Source organism: Dethiosulfovibrio faecalis (assembly GCF_021568795.1).
GTDB lineage: Bacteria > Synergistota > Synergistia > Synergistales > Dethiosulfovibrionaceae > Dethiosulfovibrio > Dethiosulfovibrio faecalis.
The window spans coordinates 63,228-78,825 of the sequence record NZ_JAKGUE010000012.1 but is presented as its reverse complement, the minus strand read 5'-3'; the positions used below and the strand labels follow the sequence as shown (position 1 = coordinate 78,825).

Below are 15,598 nucleotides of genomic sequence, written 5' to 3'. Positions count from 1 at the left end.
GGTCCCATGCCGAACCCGGCAGTTAAGCCCTCCAGCGCCGATGGTACTGCGATTCGCTTCGTGGGAGAGTAGGTCGCTGCCAAGAGTCTTTTCTATTTTCTGCATGGGCCGGTAGCTCAGGCGGCTAGAGCACTCGGCTGATAACCGAGAGGTCAGTGGTTCGAGTCCACTTCGGCCCACCATGTGATAAAAATCTCCACCTTCCTTAGGAAGGTGGAGATTTTTTATAGGCTCCTGTGCTTTTTTAAAAGAATATATGGGCGAAAAGGCACACGATGGGGAGGGTTATGATCGTTCTTTCGATGAAAATGATAAACAGGTCCTTCAGATCCACCGGTATGTCGGATCCCAATATAACCGCTCCCGTCTCGGACATATATATAAGCTGAGTAACCGATACCGCTCCGATGATGAACTTGGTCATGGGGGACGTTATCGTTTGAGCCATCAAGGAGGGAACCACCATGTCGGCAAAACCTACCACGAGAGTATGACTGGCTGCCGCGGCCTCTGGAATATTGAGTGCGTTAAGGAGCGGCATGAAGGGCATTCCCAGCCACTGGAACAAAGGGGTGGATTCGGAGATTACCAAAGCGAGGGTACCGAAAGCCATTATTATGGGTAGCACTCCCAACCATAGGTCTAAGACCGTCTTGGCCCCGTTTTTCAGAAGGTTTCCTACATGTCCACTGTTGGATGCTTTCTCTATTGCCAGGCTGAGTCCCCACTGATTTCTGGACATCCCCTCGGGAATGATATCCCCCGTCTCTTTCTTGACACCGTGGATGTATTCGTCCTTTTTCAACGAAAGGGGAGGAATTCTGGGAACTATCAGGGCTGCCGCTATCCCTGATACGGTCACCGCCAGATAATATTGTCCGAAGTAATCCAACATACCGATGTTCTCCAACACCACTAGGCAGAACGTTATGGATACGGCGGAAAAGGTCGTCCCGATCACCGAGGCTTCTTTAGCGGTGTAATATCCTTCAGTGTACTGTCTGTTCGTAAGGGCCACTCCGATGGTGCCGTCCCCTACCCATGAAGCTATGCAGTCTATGGCGGAGCGACCGGGAAGTCCGAATAAGGGTCTCATGAAAGCGGTTAGATATACCCCTATATATTCGAGAAGTCCGAAATCGGTCAGCAAAGGCAGGATAAATCCGGCTATCAGGAATATGGTAAAAAGGCCGCAGATAAGGTCGAATAGTATAAGCCCTCCGGTGTAGTCCGACCAGATTATCTCCGGCCCCAGGTTGAAGTAGACCATATAGGCGATGACCATCCCCAATATCCTAGCGGATGTCCAGAACCATGAAACGTCGAAGATTTTTTTCCAGTACTCGTTTTTATCTATAGCCTTCGGTCTCGATAGTTTGAACAACACCGTCGTAATAGTACTGACGGTTATAAAAATCAACACAAGTAAAGATACCGGTATCATTCCATTGATCGTGGAATTTACTTTTTTAGATAGTATGGACACCAGTACGGTCTGTCGTCCGTCTATTATCAACGGAGTCATCAATAAAAATATTCCTAAAAATGACGGAATTGCAAACCTCACGATCTCTGACAACGATAATTTTTTGTTTCCCTTATTGTTCATAATAGCACCTCCACGATAGATATTAACAACCTTTCCCCTTTTTGCAGTTTACTCCAAGATGCTTAAATATAAACTAGTATAGGTATGGAAGTTTGTCAAATGTCGGTGTCTTGTCTTTTTTGCCTATTGAGAGACATTTGCTTCTGGTGCGTGGATTTTCGCCTTGAGACGTCAGGGGTTCTTAGTGGTATGATGTTATGAGTTTTTATCGTATATGGGGACTTACAGGGGGGATTTATATTAAAGGCATAGGAGTGTCTTCCGGAATAGCTATCGGCAGGGTCTTCGTCGATTGGAAGGAACAGGTGGAGATCGAAAAAGAATACGTGGACGATGTCGAGGTGGAGCTGGATCGTCTTAACGCAGCCATAGAGGTAGCAGGACAGGAGATCAAGGAACTCTACGACGATGTCTCCTCTCGTCTAGGTAGAGACGAGGTTGAGATGTTCGCAACTCACGGCATGATGATAGAGGATTCCGAGTTTATCGGACAGATAAAGGGTCGGATAATAACGGAAAACGTAAACGCCGAATGGGCCGTACGTTCTGTAGCCGACAAGTTCATTCAGGTCTTCGAGGATATGGACGACGACTATCTCAAAGCCAAGGCCGACGACGTAAAGGATGTAGCTACAAGGATGTGTCGCCTTTTACTTCATATAGAGGGTAGCGATCTGAGCAACCTGAGAGAGAAGTCCATCGTGGTAGCTAGGGCTTTTACCGCGTCCGAGATAGTTCAGATGAACAGGGATAAGGTCCTAGGCGTTGTCTCTCAGGAGGGAACTTTGACCTCTCATGCGGTCATCATGGCTCGAAGTTGGGGTGTTCCGGCTGTTATAGACGTCTCAAACGTCTTAGACGTAGTGGAGACCGGGGATATGATAGTGGTCGACGGTAGCGAGGGAGTGGTTATACTCAATCCCGACGAGGATACCCTTCGTATTTACGGCGAAAAGCAGAAGGAATTTATCAATTTTTCCAAGAAACTTTCCCAGATGGCCGGAAAGTCCACTGAAAGCGAGGATGGCTACCCCATTAAATTGTACGCTAATGCTGATACGGGTAGAGATGTACAGGGTGCTCTCAAAAACGGCGTTAGCGGAATAGGCCTTTTCAGGACAGAGAGGCTCTATATGGACAGGGATAGATTGCCGACCGAGGGGGAGCAGTTCGGTCTTTATAAAAAGGCCGTCCAGGAAATGGGAGGCAGGACCGTTATATTCAGGACCTTGGATATCGGTTGTGATAAGATCCCAGGATATTTAAACGTTCCGGAGGAGGATAATCCTGCTTTAGGTTACAGAGCGATAAGATTATCCCTGGCCAGGGCCGATATCTTCAGAATCCAGCTGAAAGCGCTTCTCCGATCCAGCGCTTTCGGCAAGGCTAAGATAATGTTTCCCATGATCTCCGGTATTGAGGAGCTTAGATTGGCCAAGGGAGTTCTTGAGGATGTCAAAAACGATCTGAGAAAGGACGGAGTTCCCTTTAATCCGGAAATAGAGGTCGGTGTCATGATAGAGGTGCCGGCTGCAGCGGTGATATCCGAGCTTATCGCCGAGGAAGTGGATTTCATGAGCATCGGTACCAACGATCTCATCCAGTATACCCTGGCGGTGGATCGTACCAACCGTAATCTATCTCATCTCTTCAGCCCCTTCCATCCTGCGGTTCTAAGGTTGGTCAAGATGACTATAGATAACTGTAGAAAAGCCGGGGTAAAGGTAAGTCTGTGTGGAGAGATGGCAAGCGATTCTCTTTTGATCCCCGTTCTTATGGGTATGGGACTGGAGAGATTCAGCATGAACGTGGATTCCATACTCAAGGCTCGATGGATAATGTCTCAGCTCGGCAAAAAGAACATGGAGGATACTCTGTCGGAAATATGGGGATTGGCTACGGCTAAGGATGTGCGCCGTTTCTGCGAGGATCGATTCGGATATCTCAAGAAGGCTTTCTGACGGAGGACTAGAAAGGGAGAGGAGCTATCCTAGGATAGCTCCTCTCCCTTTCTAGTAACACATAAAATCACGTCCAAGTTTCCTCCCTCAGACGGTTTTTACGGGGCTTTCGGTTTGTCGAGGTGTGGCTTGGGCGGTACATACACGGGCTTGTTGTCATTCGAGCTACCCTGAAGATGTATTTCCTCTACCTCCACTGTGGGGATGCCCGGTCCTTCCGGTTCTCCTGTCAGTTCTTTCACGGGAGGGATGGGAACTACCTTGATCGGGGCCCTGTCGGAACTTCCCTGCGGAGGTAGTACGATTTTTCTCGCTCCCATTGCCGAGAACTCTGGAACGGTCTGTACCGTTTCTTTCCGTGTCTTCAGATTGTCGTCGCGGCCGGGATCGGGAGAAGTAGGGCGAGGTATCGGGGCCGGTCTAGCTTCGACGCGGTCCCTGTATATATCCTTGCCGGGGTCTATAACCGGAAGTGCCTGTCGATATGCTCCCCCCGATCTATCCCATATAGGTATGGCTTCGCCTTTTTCCCTGTTTTGAAGGACCCTGGATAGCTGTGGAAACTCGGGATCTATCTCCAGGACTTTAGTGAAGGCTCTTTGGGCCTCCTGAAGTTTACCCATGCCTTGAAGGCCTTTTGCTAGCCAGTACCAGCCGTCGCTCGAGTTTGGACACTGTTCCAGGTAAACCTGGAGGTAGTCGACTCCTCTATGATAGAGATCCGCCTCTATCATCTGTTGTCCCGCCCGCCATGCCTGATCCATCACGATGTCCATCTTGTCTGTCTTATCGTCTCCGTATATGGATGTAGCAGTTGCCGACAATAATATTAAAACATAAAAAACGCGGGTTATTCCGTTCAACGTCAGTTCCCCCTATCTACTTATGGTCTATGTAGAGAGGCATGACTACCAGATCCTTTAACTTTATCGGTTCGTCCTTGTCCTCTTTTACAACCTCTACGATCGCCTCGTGGCTCTGTACCTTGAGAACCTTTACGGTTCCGCCTTCCGATGGAAGGATTACGACCGGTCTTTCCGGGTCTACCGTATCGTATCTATCGCTCCTCATCACTTTCAGGAGGTCTCCCTCTCGGACTCCCTCTACCATCCCTAAGCTGATGATATATCTTCTCCTCTTGGGAAGGTGTTTCTTTAGTTCGTCTTTCGTCGGAGATATTATACGTCCGATCATTTTATAGCCTGAGATTCCGTCGAACAAGGCGTCTCGGCTTTTTCTGAGGGCTTTTTTGAAGGCGTTCCAATAGGGTGTCCTCCTAAACGAGTCCCAAAGAGGCTTTCTCATCGGCTGTTCATCGTCCTTGAGATCCGGAAATAGTTGCCAGAAGTCCAGCCCTCTCGGGAACATCTTATTCACCGGTAGTAGATCCAGAGGGCGGAGAAACAGCAGTTTGCCGCTCTCCGGCTGATGGGTCAGATAAAAGATCCTGCCGTCCCCGGGAGAGAAGGTAAAACGTCTGTCCTCGCCGGCGATGGAGGATGAGTAGGTGAGTTGTCTGGTCACTCCGTCGAATATCTCCATCCTGAGGGCCACGTAGCCCATTCGGTCGGATCCCAGATGTTTTCTGTCGGTCATCTTTAGCTTGTAGAAATGGAGCTTTATGCCGATGTCGGTATTCGGGGCGCCGCCTTTAAGCCAATAAGGTTCTTCCTCTTTCGTGAGTGTTACGACCCTGGCATATGGATATTCCATGAGGAGGGTCACGAATTCCTCGGTAACCTTTTGATCGAAGACGTCTAGCGGGTAGTATTTGTTCTCCCATACCTCTATAGGGGTGTCGTTTACAACCGGAAGCACGGCGATGTCGATTCCCGGGCTATCCAAGACGTTCCCCATGGCACCGGAAGGAGCTAGAGCGAGCGTCGAATAAGCCAGGGCGATGCAGAAAATCAGCTTTATGGAGCGATGTAGGATCATGTTTTACTTCCTCTCTTCCTGGGATCGAACGTCCCCTTATTGTATCGTCAGGTTCAGCTTTTCGTTTAAACCTCTGAAGAATTCGTCCAGATCTCCCTCTACTCTGAGATCGATCCTGTCGGGAGGGAGATACGCTCCCGAGACCTCTCCTTTGTTTACCACTACTATTCTGCCTGTACAACAGGAGGGAAGCAGGGCGGCGGGAACCACTGTCAGGGACGATCCCAACACGAAGAGCAGGTCTGCCTGAGAGATTATGGAGCGACTTGCCTCCAGATGCTTTACGTTTTCTCCGAAGAAGACTATGTCCGGTTTTATTACTCCGCCGCAGATTTCGCATCGCGGAATATCTTCGTCCATGGTCTTTCTCCTGGATGTCTCGTAGTCGTAGCTTTTTCCGCAGGAGAGACAGGTGCTTTTCCAGACTCCGCCGTGTATCTCCAAGACTTTTTGCGATCCGGCCTTGTGGTGGAGTGCGTCGATATTCTGGGTCACGATACCCTTTAACCTCCCCTCTCTTTCGAGAGCGGCGAGAAACTTGTGGGTGTAGCTGGGGGAGACCTCTTCCAGGGCCTCTAGAAATTCTCTATGAAATTTGTAGAAGAAGCTGGGATCCCTGGAGAAGAAGTCTATGTCGAAGATCATTTCCGGATCGACATCGTATTTTCTTCTATATATACCGTTAGGACCTCTGAAATCGGGGATCCCCGAACTGGTCGAGACTCCCGCACCGCTCAACACGGCGACGGATTCGGCTTTTTCGACCATAGAGGCGCATTTTAAGATCGTTTCGTGGTTATTTTTCATCGTTCTCCCTCTCCTTCGTTAATGCAACCGGTTACGCTAAATGATACAATCCCTGTGACGAAATCACTGAGGAGGTTTTACTATGTCGAAGCTTATTTACGGAGTGGACGACAAACCGCGTTTTCCCATAATGGTTCTGGCCGGGGCCCAGCATGTTCTGACCCTTTTCGGAGCGACGACCCTGGTTCCTCTCATCTTCGGTCCCGCCATGAACATGACTCCGACCCAGATAGGTTTTTTCATAAGCTGCGTGTATATGTCTATGGGGTTGGCTACCCTGATTCAGACCAGTACCATGGGGTCCCGCCTGCCCATAGTACAGGGGTCCAGTTTTAGCTTCATCCCCCCTATAATGACCATTATAGGGGTTTATGGAGCTCAGGGGGCGAACGTGTGTCTTCAGTACATTGGAGGGGCTTTGATCCTCGGCGGTTTCATCATGGCGTTGATCGGATATACGGGGCTGGTGGGAAAGGTTAGAAGGTTCATCACCCCTGTCACGGTGGGACCTACCATAATGGCCATAGGTTTTTCCCTTGCTCCTGTAGCTATAGGGGGTAACGCGGCGAACTATTGGCCGGTCTCTCTTACCGTCGTCATCCTGATCTTCCTTTTCAGTCTCGGCATGAAAAATCGCTACATCAATATATTTTCGATTCTATCCAGCGTCGTCATAGTCTACCTTCTCTGTCTGGTCCTGAGTTCTTCTGGAGTTTTCACTCCTGATCATCCTGCCTATATAGATCTTTCGAGTGTCATCGCTGCCAAGTGGTTCCAGTTTACCGGCATTGCGCCTTGGGGCGCTCCTAAGTTCAGTCTGGTGGCCTTCGGAGCTATCGTTGCCGGGTTCTTCGCCGTCTTTATAGAGAGCATAGGCGACTATTACAACGTAAGCCACGCATGTGGTCTGAAGGATCCCAGCGAGGAGACCATAAACAAAGGAATCGGAGCCGAAGGGCTGGGGTGTGCTATCGGAGGCCTTTGCGGCGGCGTAGCCTGTACCTCTTATACAGAGAACATCGGTCTTATAGGACTGACCGGAGTCGGATCCAGGTGGGTCGTTAGAACCGGAGCTGTGCTTCTGATCGTCATGAGCTGTATCGGGAAGCTTGGCGCTCTGGTAGCGACCATACCGACACCTATAATAGGAGGGTGTTATATCGCTCTGTTCGGCATCATAGGAGCATTGGGAATACAGGCATTGTCCAGGGCTGACATGAACTCCCAGAGGAACGTTATGATAGTGGGGTTCTCTTTCCTTATGGCGCTTGGTTTGCCCGGATGGGTAGAGGGACAGCAGGAGATGTTCTTCTCCCTGGGGATCTTCGGACAGGTGCTGTGGGCCATAGGTAAGACGGCTATGGCGGTTGCGGGAATATGTGCAGGCGTTTTGGATAACGTCATTCCCGGAACCGACGAGGAGAGAGGAATAAGAAAAAAAGAGTCCCATTGACGAAACCTCTAGTCGATGATATGCTATCCCTAGCAAATAAGTAGGAATTGTTCCTGTTTTATCTGGATAGGATATCATTGGAGGGATTTAGATGGCATTCACAGAGAAGATGCAAAAAGCTATGAACGATCAGATAAACGCGGAGATGTTTTCCGCATATCTCTATCAGTCTATGGCCGCTTGGCTGGAGTCGACGGATATGCCCGGTATGGCTCATTGGATGGAGGTTCAGGCTAAGGAAGAGATGGAACACGCCTTCAAGTTCTATCGCTATATCATGGAGAGGGGCGGAAAAGTCACGTTACAGGCCATAGAGGCCCCTCAGTCCGAGTGGGATTCTCCCGTCAGCGTTTTCAGCGATGCGCTGGATCATGAAAGGTACATATCCAAACGCATAGACGATCTCATGGATATGGCCATATCGGAGAAGGATCACGCCAGCAGGATAATGCTCAACTGGTTTGTCGAGGAGCAGGTGGAGGAAGAGGATAACGCCTCTACTAATTTGGCCAAGATCCGTCATCTCGAGGGATCCAAGAGGGGCATGTATATGTTGGACAAGGAATTCGGGTCTAGAGGCTAGCATCACCGCAGCAATGCTTGATTTCTGATCTGTATTGAAAGACGGAGCTCTGTCTCCGTCTTTTTCTCTTTATGTTGAGGTCTAGATGGTATAGTTGTAAAAAACATAGAGGAGGTCTCGAATCATGAACGTAGTAGATCCTAGAGCTCTGTACTCTCTTTCCTACGGTGTATACGTAGTTAGCAGCGTCAATGAAGACGGTCGTTTCAACGGTCAGATTGCTAACTCGGCCATACAGGTTTCGGCGGAACCTCCGACCATCGCTGTGTCCATACATAGAGAAAATCTGACCGGCGAATACATCGAACGCAGCGGCGTTTTTTCTCTTTCCGTGCTTGATCAGACCGTCCCCATGATTTTCATCGGTCCCTTCGGTTTCAAGTGTGGCAGATCTGTGGATAAATTCGTAGATTGTCGTTATAAGGTCGGTTCTACCGGCGCTCCTCTGGTGCTGGATTACGCGGTGGCCACCATGGAGGCGAGGGTTATCTCCGTTACGGAGGTCTATACCCACAGGATTTTCGTTGGAGAGATCGTTGGGGCCACAGTGGTAGGCGACGGGGAACCCCTTACCTACGCTCAGTATCATACGGTCAAGAGAGGAAAGTCGCCGGCTCATGCTCCGACCCATGCGTTCAACGAAGTCCCTCGCTGATCTAGATATCGAGAGACTGGCTCTCTTTTTGGAGGATGTGTATGGTAAGTACAACCGAAAGGACCTGATCCATCCCGATCCTCTGGAGTTTCTCTACGATTATTCCAGGTTAGAGGATCGCGAGATAGTCGGCTTGATAGCCTCCTCTCTGGCTTACGGTCGGGTCGCCCAGATACTTAAGAGCGTTTCTAGCGTTCTCGCTGTCATGGGTAGCTCTCCTTTTGATTTCGTGGTTGCCGGTGATCGATCAGTATGGATGAGGTGCTTTTCCGGTTTTCGCCATCGCTTTTCTGGAAGCGACGATATGGTAGACCTTCTCTGTGGAGTGAAGAGAGCGATCGATCTTTACGGTTCTCTGGATCGAACGATGGAGCGGGCGTTGAAAGAGACGGATTCTGTTTTTCAGGGGTACGGTAGATTTGCGGAATGGCTCGTGGGGAAGGAGAAAAAGAACTCTCTTCTTCCCTTTCCGGGGAGAGGGAGCGCCTGTAAGAGGCTGATGCTGTATTTTCGTTGGATGGTCCGTAGAGATGAGGTCGACCCAGGAGGTTGGTCCTCTCTTTCTCCATCGGACCTGGTAGTTCCTCTCGATACCCATATGCATAAAATATCTCGCGTTTTAGGTTTTACATCTAGAAAGAACGGTGATTTCAGGACCGCCGTCGAGGTCACCGAGGCCTTCGGACTCATTGACCCGGGAGATCCTGTGAAGTACGATTTTGCCTTGACCAGGTTTGGTATAAGAGACGACATGGAGTTGAAGGTCCTTTTCGAGGAGGCAAAGCCAAAGGTAGGTGGTATCGTTGGATAAAAGTCTTTGGGATTCCGGTTTCGTCGCGATAGACGTGGAGACCACGGGGCTTTCCAGTAGATGGGACAGGATAGTGGAGATAGGGGCGCTCAGGTTTACCCCTGGCTCGGAGATAGAGTCTTTCCAGACCTTTGTGTATTCCGGCAGGCCTATACCTTCCGAGGCGGTGGCGATACACGGGATAACCGACGAGATGGTCGAGGGAGCTCCGGGGCTTTCGGAGGCTTCCGCAGCCTTGGCGAGCTTTCTGAAGGACGAAGAGCCGATGGTGTTTCATAATCCGTCTTTCGACCTGGGGTTTTTGGACGTCAAGATGAGAGAGATAAAGGGATCGTGGGATATCATACCGGTTTTTGACACCTGCGAGTTGGCACGGAAGGCCTTCCCCGGCATAGGAGGATACAGTCTAGTTGCCCTGGCCCGCCACTTTGGGTTTTCCGGAGGAGGGCATCATAGGGCTTTAGAGGATTGTAGGTATAGTGCGTCACTTTTTTATCGTATATTGGAAACTATAGACGGTTTTCGTTGTATGAGCCTGAAGGATCTGATATCGGACTATAGCTTTAGGAGTTAGCGAAACTTGTTAAGGGTCTTCAGCACCCTTGGGACCTCGAAGGGCTTTACGATAAAGTCCTGAGCGCCGGCCTCTATGGCCTTCACCACCATGGGCTTTTCACCTCTGGCGCTGATGATCACTATCTTTGCGTCCGGGTCGATTTGGCGTATCCTTTTAGTGGCTTCCAAGCCGTCCATGAGAGGCATGGTTATGTCCATTATGACGAGTTCCGGCTGTACGCTTTTGTAAAGTTTCATTGCCTCTTCGCCGTTTTCCGCCTCTCCTGCTACGAGAAAACCGTTGTCTTCTATCAGTTTTTTCAGCATAGCTCTTATGAAGGCGGCATCGTCAACTATCAGGACCTTTTTGAAGATGCTTTTTTTGTCCGACGTCATGTGAAAGTCCTCCTCTCCGGTATTTCGGGATGTCGTTTTGAACTTTTCCAAGGAGATGTCTTTATGAAAAAACACCTGATAAGAGTGTGGAAGAGTACCCATTGGGGACGCCAAATTGTAATGTTGTTTCTCGTTATATTTCTGGCTTTAACGGTAGTTTTCGTCGTGGACGTCCTAAGTCATCCCGGCCGAAGTTGGACTGAATCTTTGTTGGTGAAGATGATAGTCGAGCGTAGAGTTCAGGATTAATCCTAACGAGGCCGTCTCATTATACCCTTTTGTCTGCCTCTGTCCACGTCGACGAAGGATAGAAGGAAAAGTCCGATTATAAAGGTGCTACCGACGGCTAAAACCGCCAGTCTCGGGGATCCGGTCAGCTGGGTTATGATTCCGAAAGCTGCCGGACCGGCTATGCCGGCGAACTTGCTCGAGATATCGTAGAAACCGAAGAACTCGGCGCTTCTTTCCGGTGGGAGCATCGACGCATATATGCTTCTGCTTATCGCTTGGGCTCCGCCCTGTACCATTCCCACAGATATGGCTAGCATCCAGAAATGCAGGGATGTCCTCATCCAGTAGGCTCCTATGGCTATCAACAGATACCACGATAAAGCTCCGTAGAGGCTTTTCTTGCTGCCTATTTTTTTTGCGATCTTTCCGAATAGCAGTGAGAAGGGGATACCTATGAACTGGGTGGCCAACAGTGCCATGACCATGGATTTTCGATCGAGGCCTACCTGGGCTCCGAATATGGCTGACATCCTTATTACCGTCCCTATTCCGTCGTTGTATAACCAGAAGGCCAGCAGAAAAACAAAGGCGTCCCTGTACTCTCTGATTTCCCGAAATGTCTTGGCAAGGGAGGCAAGGGTTCCCATTCTGTCCGAGCCGGCGGGGAACTCCCTTTGCGGTTCCGGAACCGCTATCATAAGGGGAACGGCGAAAGCGATCCACCATAGTCCTACGGACATAAAGGAAAGCCTCGCCCCCAATCCTCCTGGAAATAGGCTCATGGTCCCCAGATTAAGGGCCAGCAGGGTCCCTCCACCCAGGTATCCCATAGCGTATCCCTTGGTTGATATCTCGTCCATCCTCTCGACCGGTACTATGTGGGGCAGAAGAGAATCGTAACATATGGCGGAACCCGAAAAACCTACGGAACCTAAGACCAAGAGGAAAAGCGCCGTTTTCCAATCTCCGGACTCTATCGTTCCCATCGCCAATGCCGAGAGAGCTCCTAACGCGGTGAAGATTGCTACGATCCCCTTCCTTATGGATCTGATATCGGCGAAGGTTCCCAGGAAGGGGGCAATAAAAGCTCCTATAAGGAGGCCTAAAGAGGACGCATATCCCCAGTAAGCGGTGGCAGACGACGGAGACAGCGTGGATGCCGCCACCTGTTGGAAGTATATGGGGTATATAACTGCCATTATCGTCGTGGCGAATGCGGAATTGCCCACGTCGTAAAGGCACCATGCTAGGATGGAACGGTTGTTTTCTTTCATTCTGTCCTCCGTGAGACGATATTTTTGCTTCGTGAGTGTTACGTCCGTGCCGAGTTCTGCTACGTAGATGTCGAGGAAGGGGTCTTCATGATGAAACACATTCGTCCCGACTGGGACACTTATTTTATCAAAATAGCTCAGGTGGTGTCGGATAGATCCACCTGTCTCAGACGCCGCTACGGTGCCGTCTTGGTAAAGGATCACGTTATAATAAGCACCGGTTATAATGGGGCCTGTAGAGGAGAGCCTAACTGCGTCGACGTCGGAATATGTCACAGAGAAGCCCTTAAAATTCCCAAGGGGGAGAGATACGAGCTCTGCGTAGCTGTCCATGCGGAGCAAAACGCCATAATAAACGGAGATCCCGAGAAGATGGTCGGGGGAACCATATACATAGCGGGGGTCAACGCCTCCGATGGTACGTTAGCCAATGGAGAGCCCTGTATGCTGTGTCGCAGGATGATAAAAAACGCCAGGATAAAGAGAGTTGCTTACCAGAATACGGACGGTACCGTATCCTCCGTCGCAGTGGAGGATATGGTGGAGCCGTCCTTCAACAAAGACGTCGAATAGGAGGGATTCGTATGACCGTAACCAGAGAGAATGCGTGGGAGCTCCTGAAGGAGTATAACGAGGACGAAGGACATCTCAGACATGCTCTGGCTGTGGAGGCATGTATGAGATATTACGCCTCTAAGTCGGGAGAGGATGAGGATATGTGGGGACTTGCCGGACTCGTGCACGATCTCGATTGGGAGAGGGTATCCGAGAAGGATCCGGAGAATCATACCAAGCTTGCCACGGCCGTCTTGGAGGAAAGAGGTTACCCTAAAGAAGTAATCAGAGCGGTTCAGGCTCACGGTTGGGGTATCTGCTCCGACGTGGAGCCGCTGTCCGAGATGGAAAAAACCCTCTACTCAGTGGACGAATTGACCGGATTGGTTATGACTACCGCTTTGGTGAGACCGAGTCGGTCTCTTTCGGATCTTTCCGTTAAATCTGTGAAGAAGAAATGGAAGGACAAGAGATTCGCCGCAGGGGTGGACAGAGAGCTCATAGAGAGAGGAGCTGCCATGATGGGAATCGAGCTGTCCGACCTGATAGACGGGGTCATACAGGCCATGAGGCCTATAGAAAAGGACCTGGGGCTAGGCACCTCTTCCTGTAACTGATAGTTTTTATGTATATATGCCGATGAGATCTCCTCTCGTCGAGAGGTATACTAATATCCTAGAGGCTGGGCTTTGCTCGGCCTCCTTTCTTAGCAAGGGGGCTGATATCGTGGAAAAGATCACAGTCGTCCTGGCGGACGACCATCCTTTGACCAGACAGGGATTGAAGGCCTATTTGGCCAGAGAGAACGGTGTGGAGCTGGTCGGAGAGGCTTCGGATGGCAAAGAGGCCTGGGAAATGATAGAAGAACTTCGTCCTAGAGTGGCTTTGTTGGATATCCGTATGCCGGTGGAGGACGGAATTTCCCTGGCTAGAAAGATAAAGGACGCCGGTCTTCCTGTCGCTCCCGTGATGTTGACGTCTTACGATTCTCAGCAGTATGTTTTGGCATCTCTGAGGGCTGGAGCCAAGGGCTTTCTGTTGAAGACGACCTCACCGGAGGCATTGGCCAAGGCGATTCAGACGGTGGTATCCGGTGGTCTTTATCTCGATAGCGAGGTCGCTTCAGCTATGGGAGATATTCCTCAGATGGAGGATCTCTCGCCGCGAGAGAGGGAGGTCCTGTTATTTGCTGCCAGAGGACTTTCCAGCAAAGAGGTAGCATCCCAACTTTTCATAAGCGAGAGGACCGTACAGACCCATCTGGCCTCCATCTACGATAAATTAGGGGCACATAATAAGACGGAGGCTATGTTGTTGGCTTTGAAGTATGGCCTTTTAACTTTGGAGGAGCTGATAGAATGATCCGAAGGAGCATGCCTATAAAATGGAATCTTTCCGCTATATTCCTGATAGCCGTGCTCCTTCCTACCGCGGCCGTATTGGTCACAGCCGGAATCGGTATAGTCCACCACGACAGGGCTATGAAGAGGGTTATGGCTTCCTACGTGGAGAATTTAGCCGATAACGTGGCTTCCAGGGTCGATCTAGAGGATCCCAAGTGGGTTTTGCCTACTCCGATGGTAGAGCTTTTACGGCAGCTTCAGGTCTTTTCCTGGGGGCCTTCACTGCCGGGATGGGTGGTGGTGGTAGACGGAGATGGCAAGATCCTTTTGGCCTCTCCTGGAGCGGAGGTCACCTTCAAGCGGCTTTGGCGCAAGGACGTCCCAATAGGCAAGGCGGTCGAGCTAATGGACGATAGGGGGGACCGTTATACCGTGGCGGTATATCCCGCCGCGTCGACTTTCGTCGTAGCGGCGGTCGCCTGGAATCAGTTGATGGGGCCTATGGTACAGGCATCCAGGCTCTGGTCCATCCTGATAGGTGCGGTGGTCGTGGCGTCGGTGATCTCCGGAGTCATGTTATGGCGGTGGGCCATAGGTCCCATAAAGGGACTTTCGGACGAGCTTGCCGATCTCAAATGGGGGTGCGAGGTTCCTATCGCCGAGGACAACCGGAATACCATCTGGGAGGTTCGACATCTTAGGACGGTCCTGTGTCGTCTTTCCAAGGCAGCCAGAGAAAAGGTCGAGCTCTGGAATCGTTATCTTCAGGATGTCGTGAGGGTTCAGGAAAGCGAAAAATCCCGTATAGCCAGAGACATACACGATGGGCCCGTCCAAGAGGTGACTGCCCTTATTCAGAGGATAAGACTAGCTTCCCTCGATCCTATCGAGAAAAGAGAGGACCACCTTCGTCTTGCCGAGGACATCGGGAAGGAGACCATAAGGCAGCTCAGAGAGATGTGCAACCAACTATCTCCTCCATGGCTCGATCTAGGCATGAGGCATGCGTTGGACGAGCTGGCCGACAGGCTTTCGAGACATCTGGATTTATTCGTCCAGCTCGATATATCCGACGATATCGAAGAGGACCCCGACGCGATCTTGGCTTTCTTCAGAATTATACAGGAGGCCATTCATAATTCTTCCAGACATGGAGGGGCGAAGAACGTCGATATAGAGATATCCAGGGATGAAGAAAACATCTATCTCTCCATAAAGGACGACGGTTCGGGGTTCCGTTGGCCGGAGGATTTTGAGCTGCTTCGATCGACGGGACACCGTGGTTTATTGAATATGAGGGAAAGAATAGAGCTGATAGGTGGTTCGATGAGAGCGGAGACCTCGCCGGGTGAAGGGTGCTCCCTTTTTTTCACCGTTCCTGTAATCGGTCGAACGTGATAGGATCTTGTCGTTTATACTTGTATCGA

The 15,598-nt window shown here is 50.4% G+C and carries 16 protein-coding genes, 1 tRNA gene and 1 rRNA gene; 12 read left to right on the top strand and 6 right to left on the bottom strand.

What is annotated here, in order from left to right:
• Both rrf and L2W58_RS09345 read left to right on the top strand, forming a co-directional pair.
• Positions 1 to 85: ribosomal RNA gene (gene rrf, locus L2W58_RS09350) — 5S ribosomal RNA — on the top strand; the annotation flags it as partial.
• A 20-nt stretch (positions 86 to 105) separates the two neighbouring features.
• A tRNA-Ile gene (locus tag L2W58_RS09345) sits at positions 106 to 182 on the top strand.
• A 62-nt stretch (positions 183 to 244) separates the two neighbouring features.
• Here the strand turns inward: L2W58_RS09345 and L2W58_RS09340 are convergent.
• Positions 245 to 1,525, bottom strand: coding sequence for a YjiH family protein (locus tag L2W58_RS09340; RefSeq protein WP_236103075.1), 1,281 nt, complete (start codon positions 1,523 to 1,525; stop codon positions 245 to 247).
• Between the two features lie 281 nt (positions 1,526 to 1,806).
• Between L2W58_RS09340 and ptsP the strand changes: the two genes are divergently transcribed.
• Entirely contained in the window at positions 1,807 to 3,570 is a 1,764-nt protein-coding gene (gene ptsP, locus L2W58_RS09335; RefSeq protein ID WP_255700480.1) for a phosphoenolpyruvate--protein phosphotransferase, read from the top strand.
• Positions 3,571 to 3,668: 98 nt separating this feature from the next.
• Here the strand turns inward: ptsP and L2W58_RS09330 are convergent, their stop codons facing one another.
• Genes L2W58_RS09330 through L2W58_RS09320 form a run of 3 tightly spaced genes read right to left on the bottom strand, consistent with a single transcriptional unit; the run spans position 3,669 to position 6,315 of the window.
• Complete coding sequence (locus tag L2W58_RS09330; RefSeq protein ID WP_236103073.1) at positions 3,669 to 4,394, bottom strand: tetratricopeptide repeat protein; 726 nt, start codon at positions 4,392 to 4,394, stop codon at positions 3,669 to 3,671.
• A gap of 55 nt (positions 4,395 to 4,449) precedes the next feature.
• The gene (locus L2W58_RS09325) at positions 4,450 to 5,508 is read right to left on the bottom strand and encodes a FlgT C-terminal domain-containing protein (RefSeq protein WP_236103072.1); all 1,059 of its coding nucleotides are present in this window, start codon (positions 5,506 to 5,508) and stop codon (positions 4,450 to 4,452) included.
• Between the two features lie 36 nt (positions 5,509 to 5,544).
• Positions 5,545 to 6,315 (bottom strand): SIR2 family NAD-dependent protein deacylase, encoded by a 771-nt coding sequence (locus L2W58_RS09320; protein WP_236103071.1) that lies wholly within the window; start codon positions 6,313 to 6,315, stop codon positions 5,545 to 5,547.
• Between the two features lie 82 nt (positions 6,316 to 6,397).
• Between L2W58_RS09320 and L2W58_RS09315 the strand changes: the two genes are divergently transcribed.
• The 5 genes from L2W58_RS09315 to L2W58_RS09295 all read left to right on the top strand — a co-directional run bounded on the left by L2W58_RS09315 (position 6,398) and on the right by L2W58_RS09295 (position 10,391).
• A complete protein-coding gene (locus L2W58_RS09315) occupies positions 6,398 to 7,768 on the top strand; it encodes a uracil-xanthine permease family protein (RefSeq protein WP_236103070.1) in 1,371 nt (456 codons plus the stop codon).
• A gap of 91 nt (positions 7,769 to 7,859) precedes the next feature.
• Positions 7,860 to 8,351 (top strand): ferritin, encoded by a 492-nt coding sequence (locus L2W58_RS09310; protein WP_236103069.1) that lies wholly within the window; start codon positions 7,860 to 7,862, stop codon positions 8,349 to 8,351.
• 124 nt (positions 8,352 to 8,475) lie between these two features.
• The gene (locus tag L2W58_RS09305; RefSeq protein ID WP_236103068.1) at positions 8,476 to 9,006 is read left to right on the top strand and encodes a flavin reductase family protein; all 531 of its coding nucleotides are present in this window, start codon (positions 8,476 to 8,478) and stop codon (positions 9,004 to 9,006) included.
• Positions 8,981 to 9,817, top strand: a complete 837-nt coding sequence (locus tag L2W58_RS09300) for a TIGR02757 family protein (RefSeq protein ID WP_236103067.1) — start codon at positions 8,981 to 8,983, stop codon at positions 9,815 to 9,817. Before L2W58_RS09305 ends, L2W58_RS09300 begins: the two co-directional genes overlap by 26 nt.
• A complete protein-coding gene (locus L2W58_RS09295) occupies positions 9,810 to 10,391 on the top strand; it encodes a 3'-5' exonuclease (protein ID WP_236103066.1) in 582 nt (193 codons plus the stop codon). The genes L2W58_RS09300 and L2W58_RS09295 overlap by 8 nt, the downstream gene beginning before the upstream one ends.
• Here the strand turns inward: L2W58_RS09295 and L2W58_RS09290 are convergent.
• Positions 10,388 to 10,768: a response regulator gene (locus L2W58_RS09290; RefSeq protein ID WP_255700479.1), complete on the bottom strand. Its 381-nt coding sequence runs from the start codon at positions 10,766 to 10,768 to the stop codon at positions 10,388 to 10,390. The genes L2W58_RS09295 and L2W58_RS09290 overlap by 4 nt on opposite strands.
• Positions 10,769 to 11,019: 251 nt before the next feature.
• A complete protein-coding gene (locus tag L2W58_RS09285; RefSeq protein WP_236103065.1) occupies positions 11,020 to 12,273 on the bottom strand; it encodes an MFS transporter in 1,254 nt (417 codons plus the stop codon).
• 24 nt (positions 12,274 to 12,297) lie between these two features.
• Between L2W58_RS09285 and L2W58_RS09280 the strand changes: the two genes are divergently transcribed.
• The 4 genes from L2W58_RS09280 (at position 12,298) to L2W58_RS09265 (ending at position 15,569) form a co-directional block, all read left to right on the top strand.
• Complete coding sequence (locus L2W58_RS09280) at positions 12,298 to 12,846, top strand: deoxycytidylate deaminase (protein WP_236103064.1); 549 nt, start codon at positions 12,298 to 12,300, stop codon at positions 12,844 to 12,846.
• Positions 12,847 to 12,857: 11 nt separating this feature from the next.
• The gene (locus L2W58_RS09275) at positions 12,858 to 13,445 is read left to right on the top strand and encodes an HDIG domain-containing metalloprotein (protein ID WP_236103063.1); all 588 of its coding nucleotides are present in this window, start codon (positions 12,858 to 12,860) and stop codon (positions 13,443 to 13,445) included.
• A gap of 109 nt (positions 13,446 to 13,554) precedes the next feature.
• Positions 13,555 to 14,190 carry a response regulator gene (locus tag L2W58_RS09270; protein ID WP_236103062.1) on the top strand — a complete coding sequence of 212 codons (636 nt, stop codon included), beginning with the start codon at positions 13,555 to 13,557 and terminating at the stop codon, positions 14,188 to 14,190.
• Positions 14,187 to 15,569: a sensor histidine kinase gene (locus tag L2W58_RS09265; RefSeq protein WP_236103061.1), complete on the top strand. Its 1,383-nt coding sequence runs from the start codon at positions 14,187 to 14,189 to the stop codon at positions 15,567 to 15,569. Before L2W58_RS09270 ends, L2W58_RS09265 begins: the two co-directional genes overlap by 4 nt.
• The last annotated feature ends 29 nt before the right edge of the window (positions 15,570 to 15,598 follow it).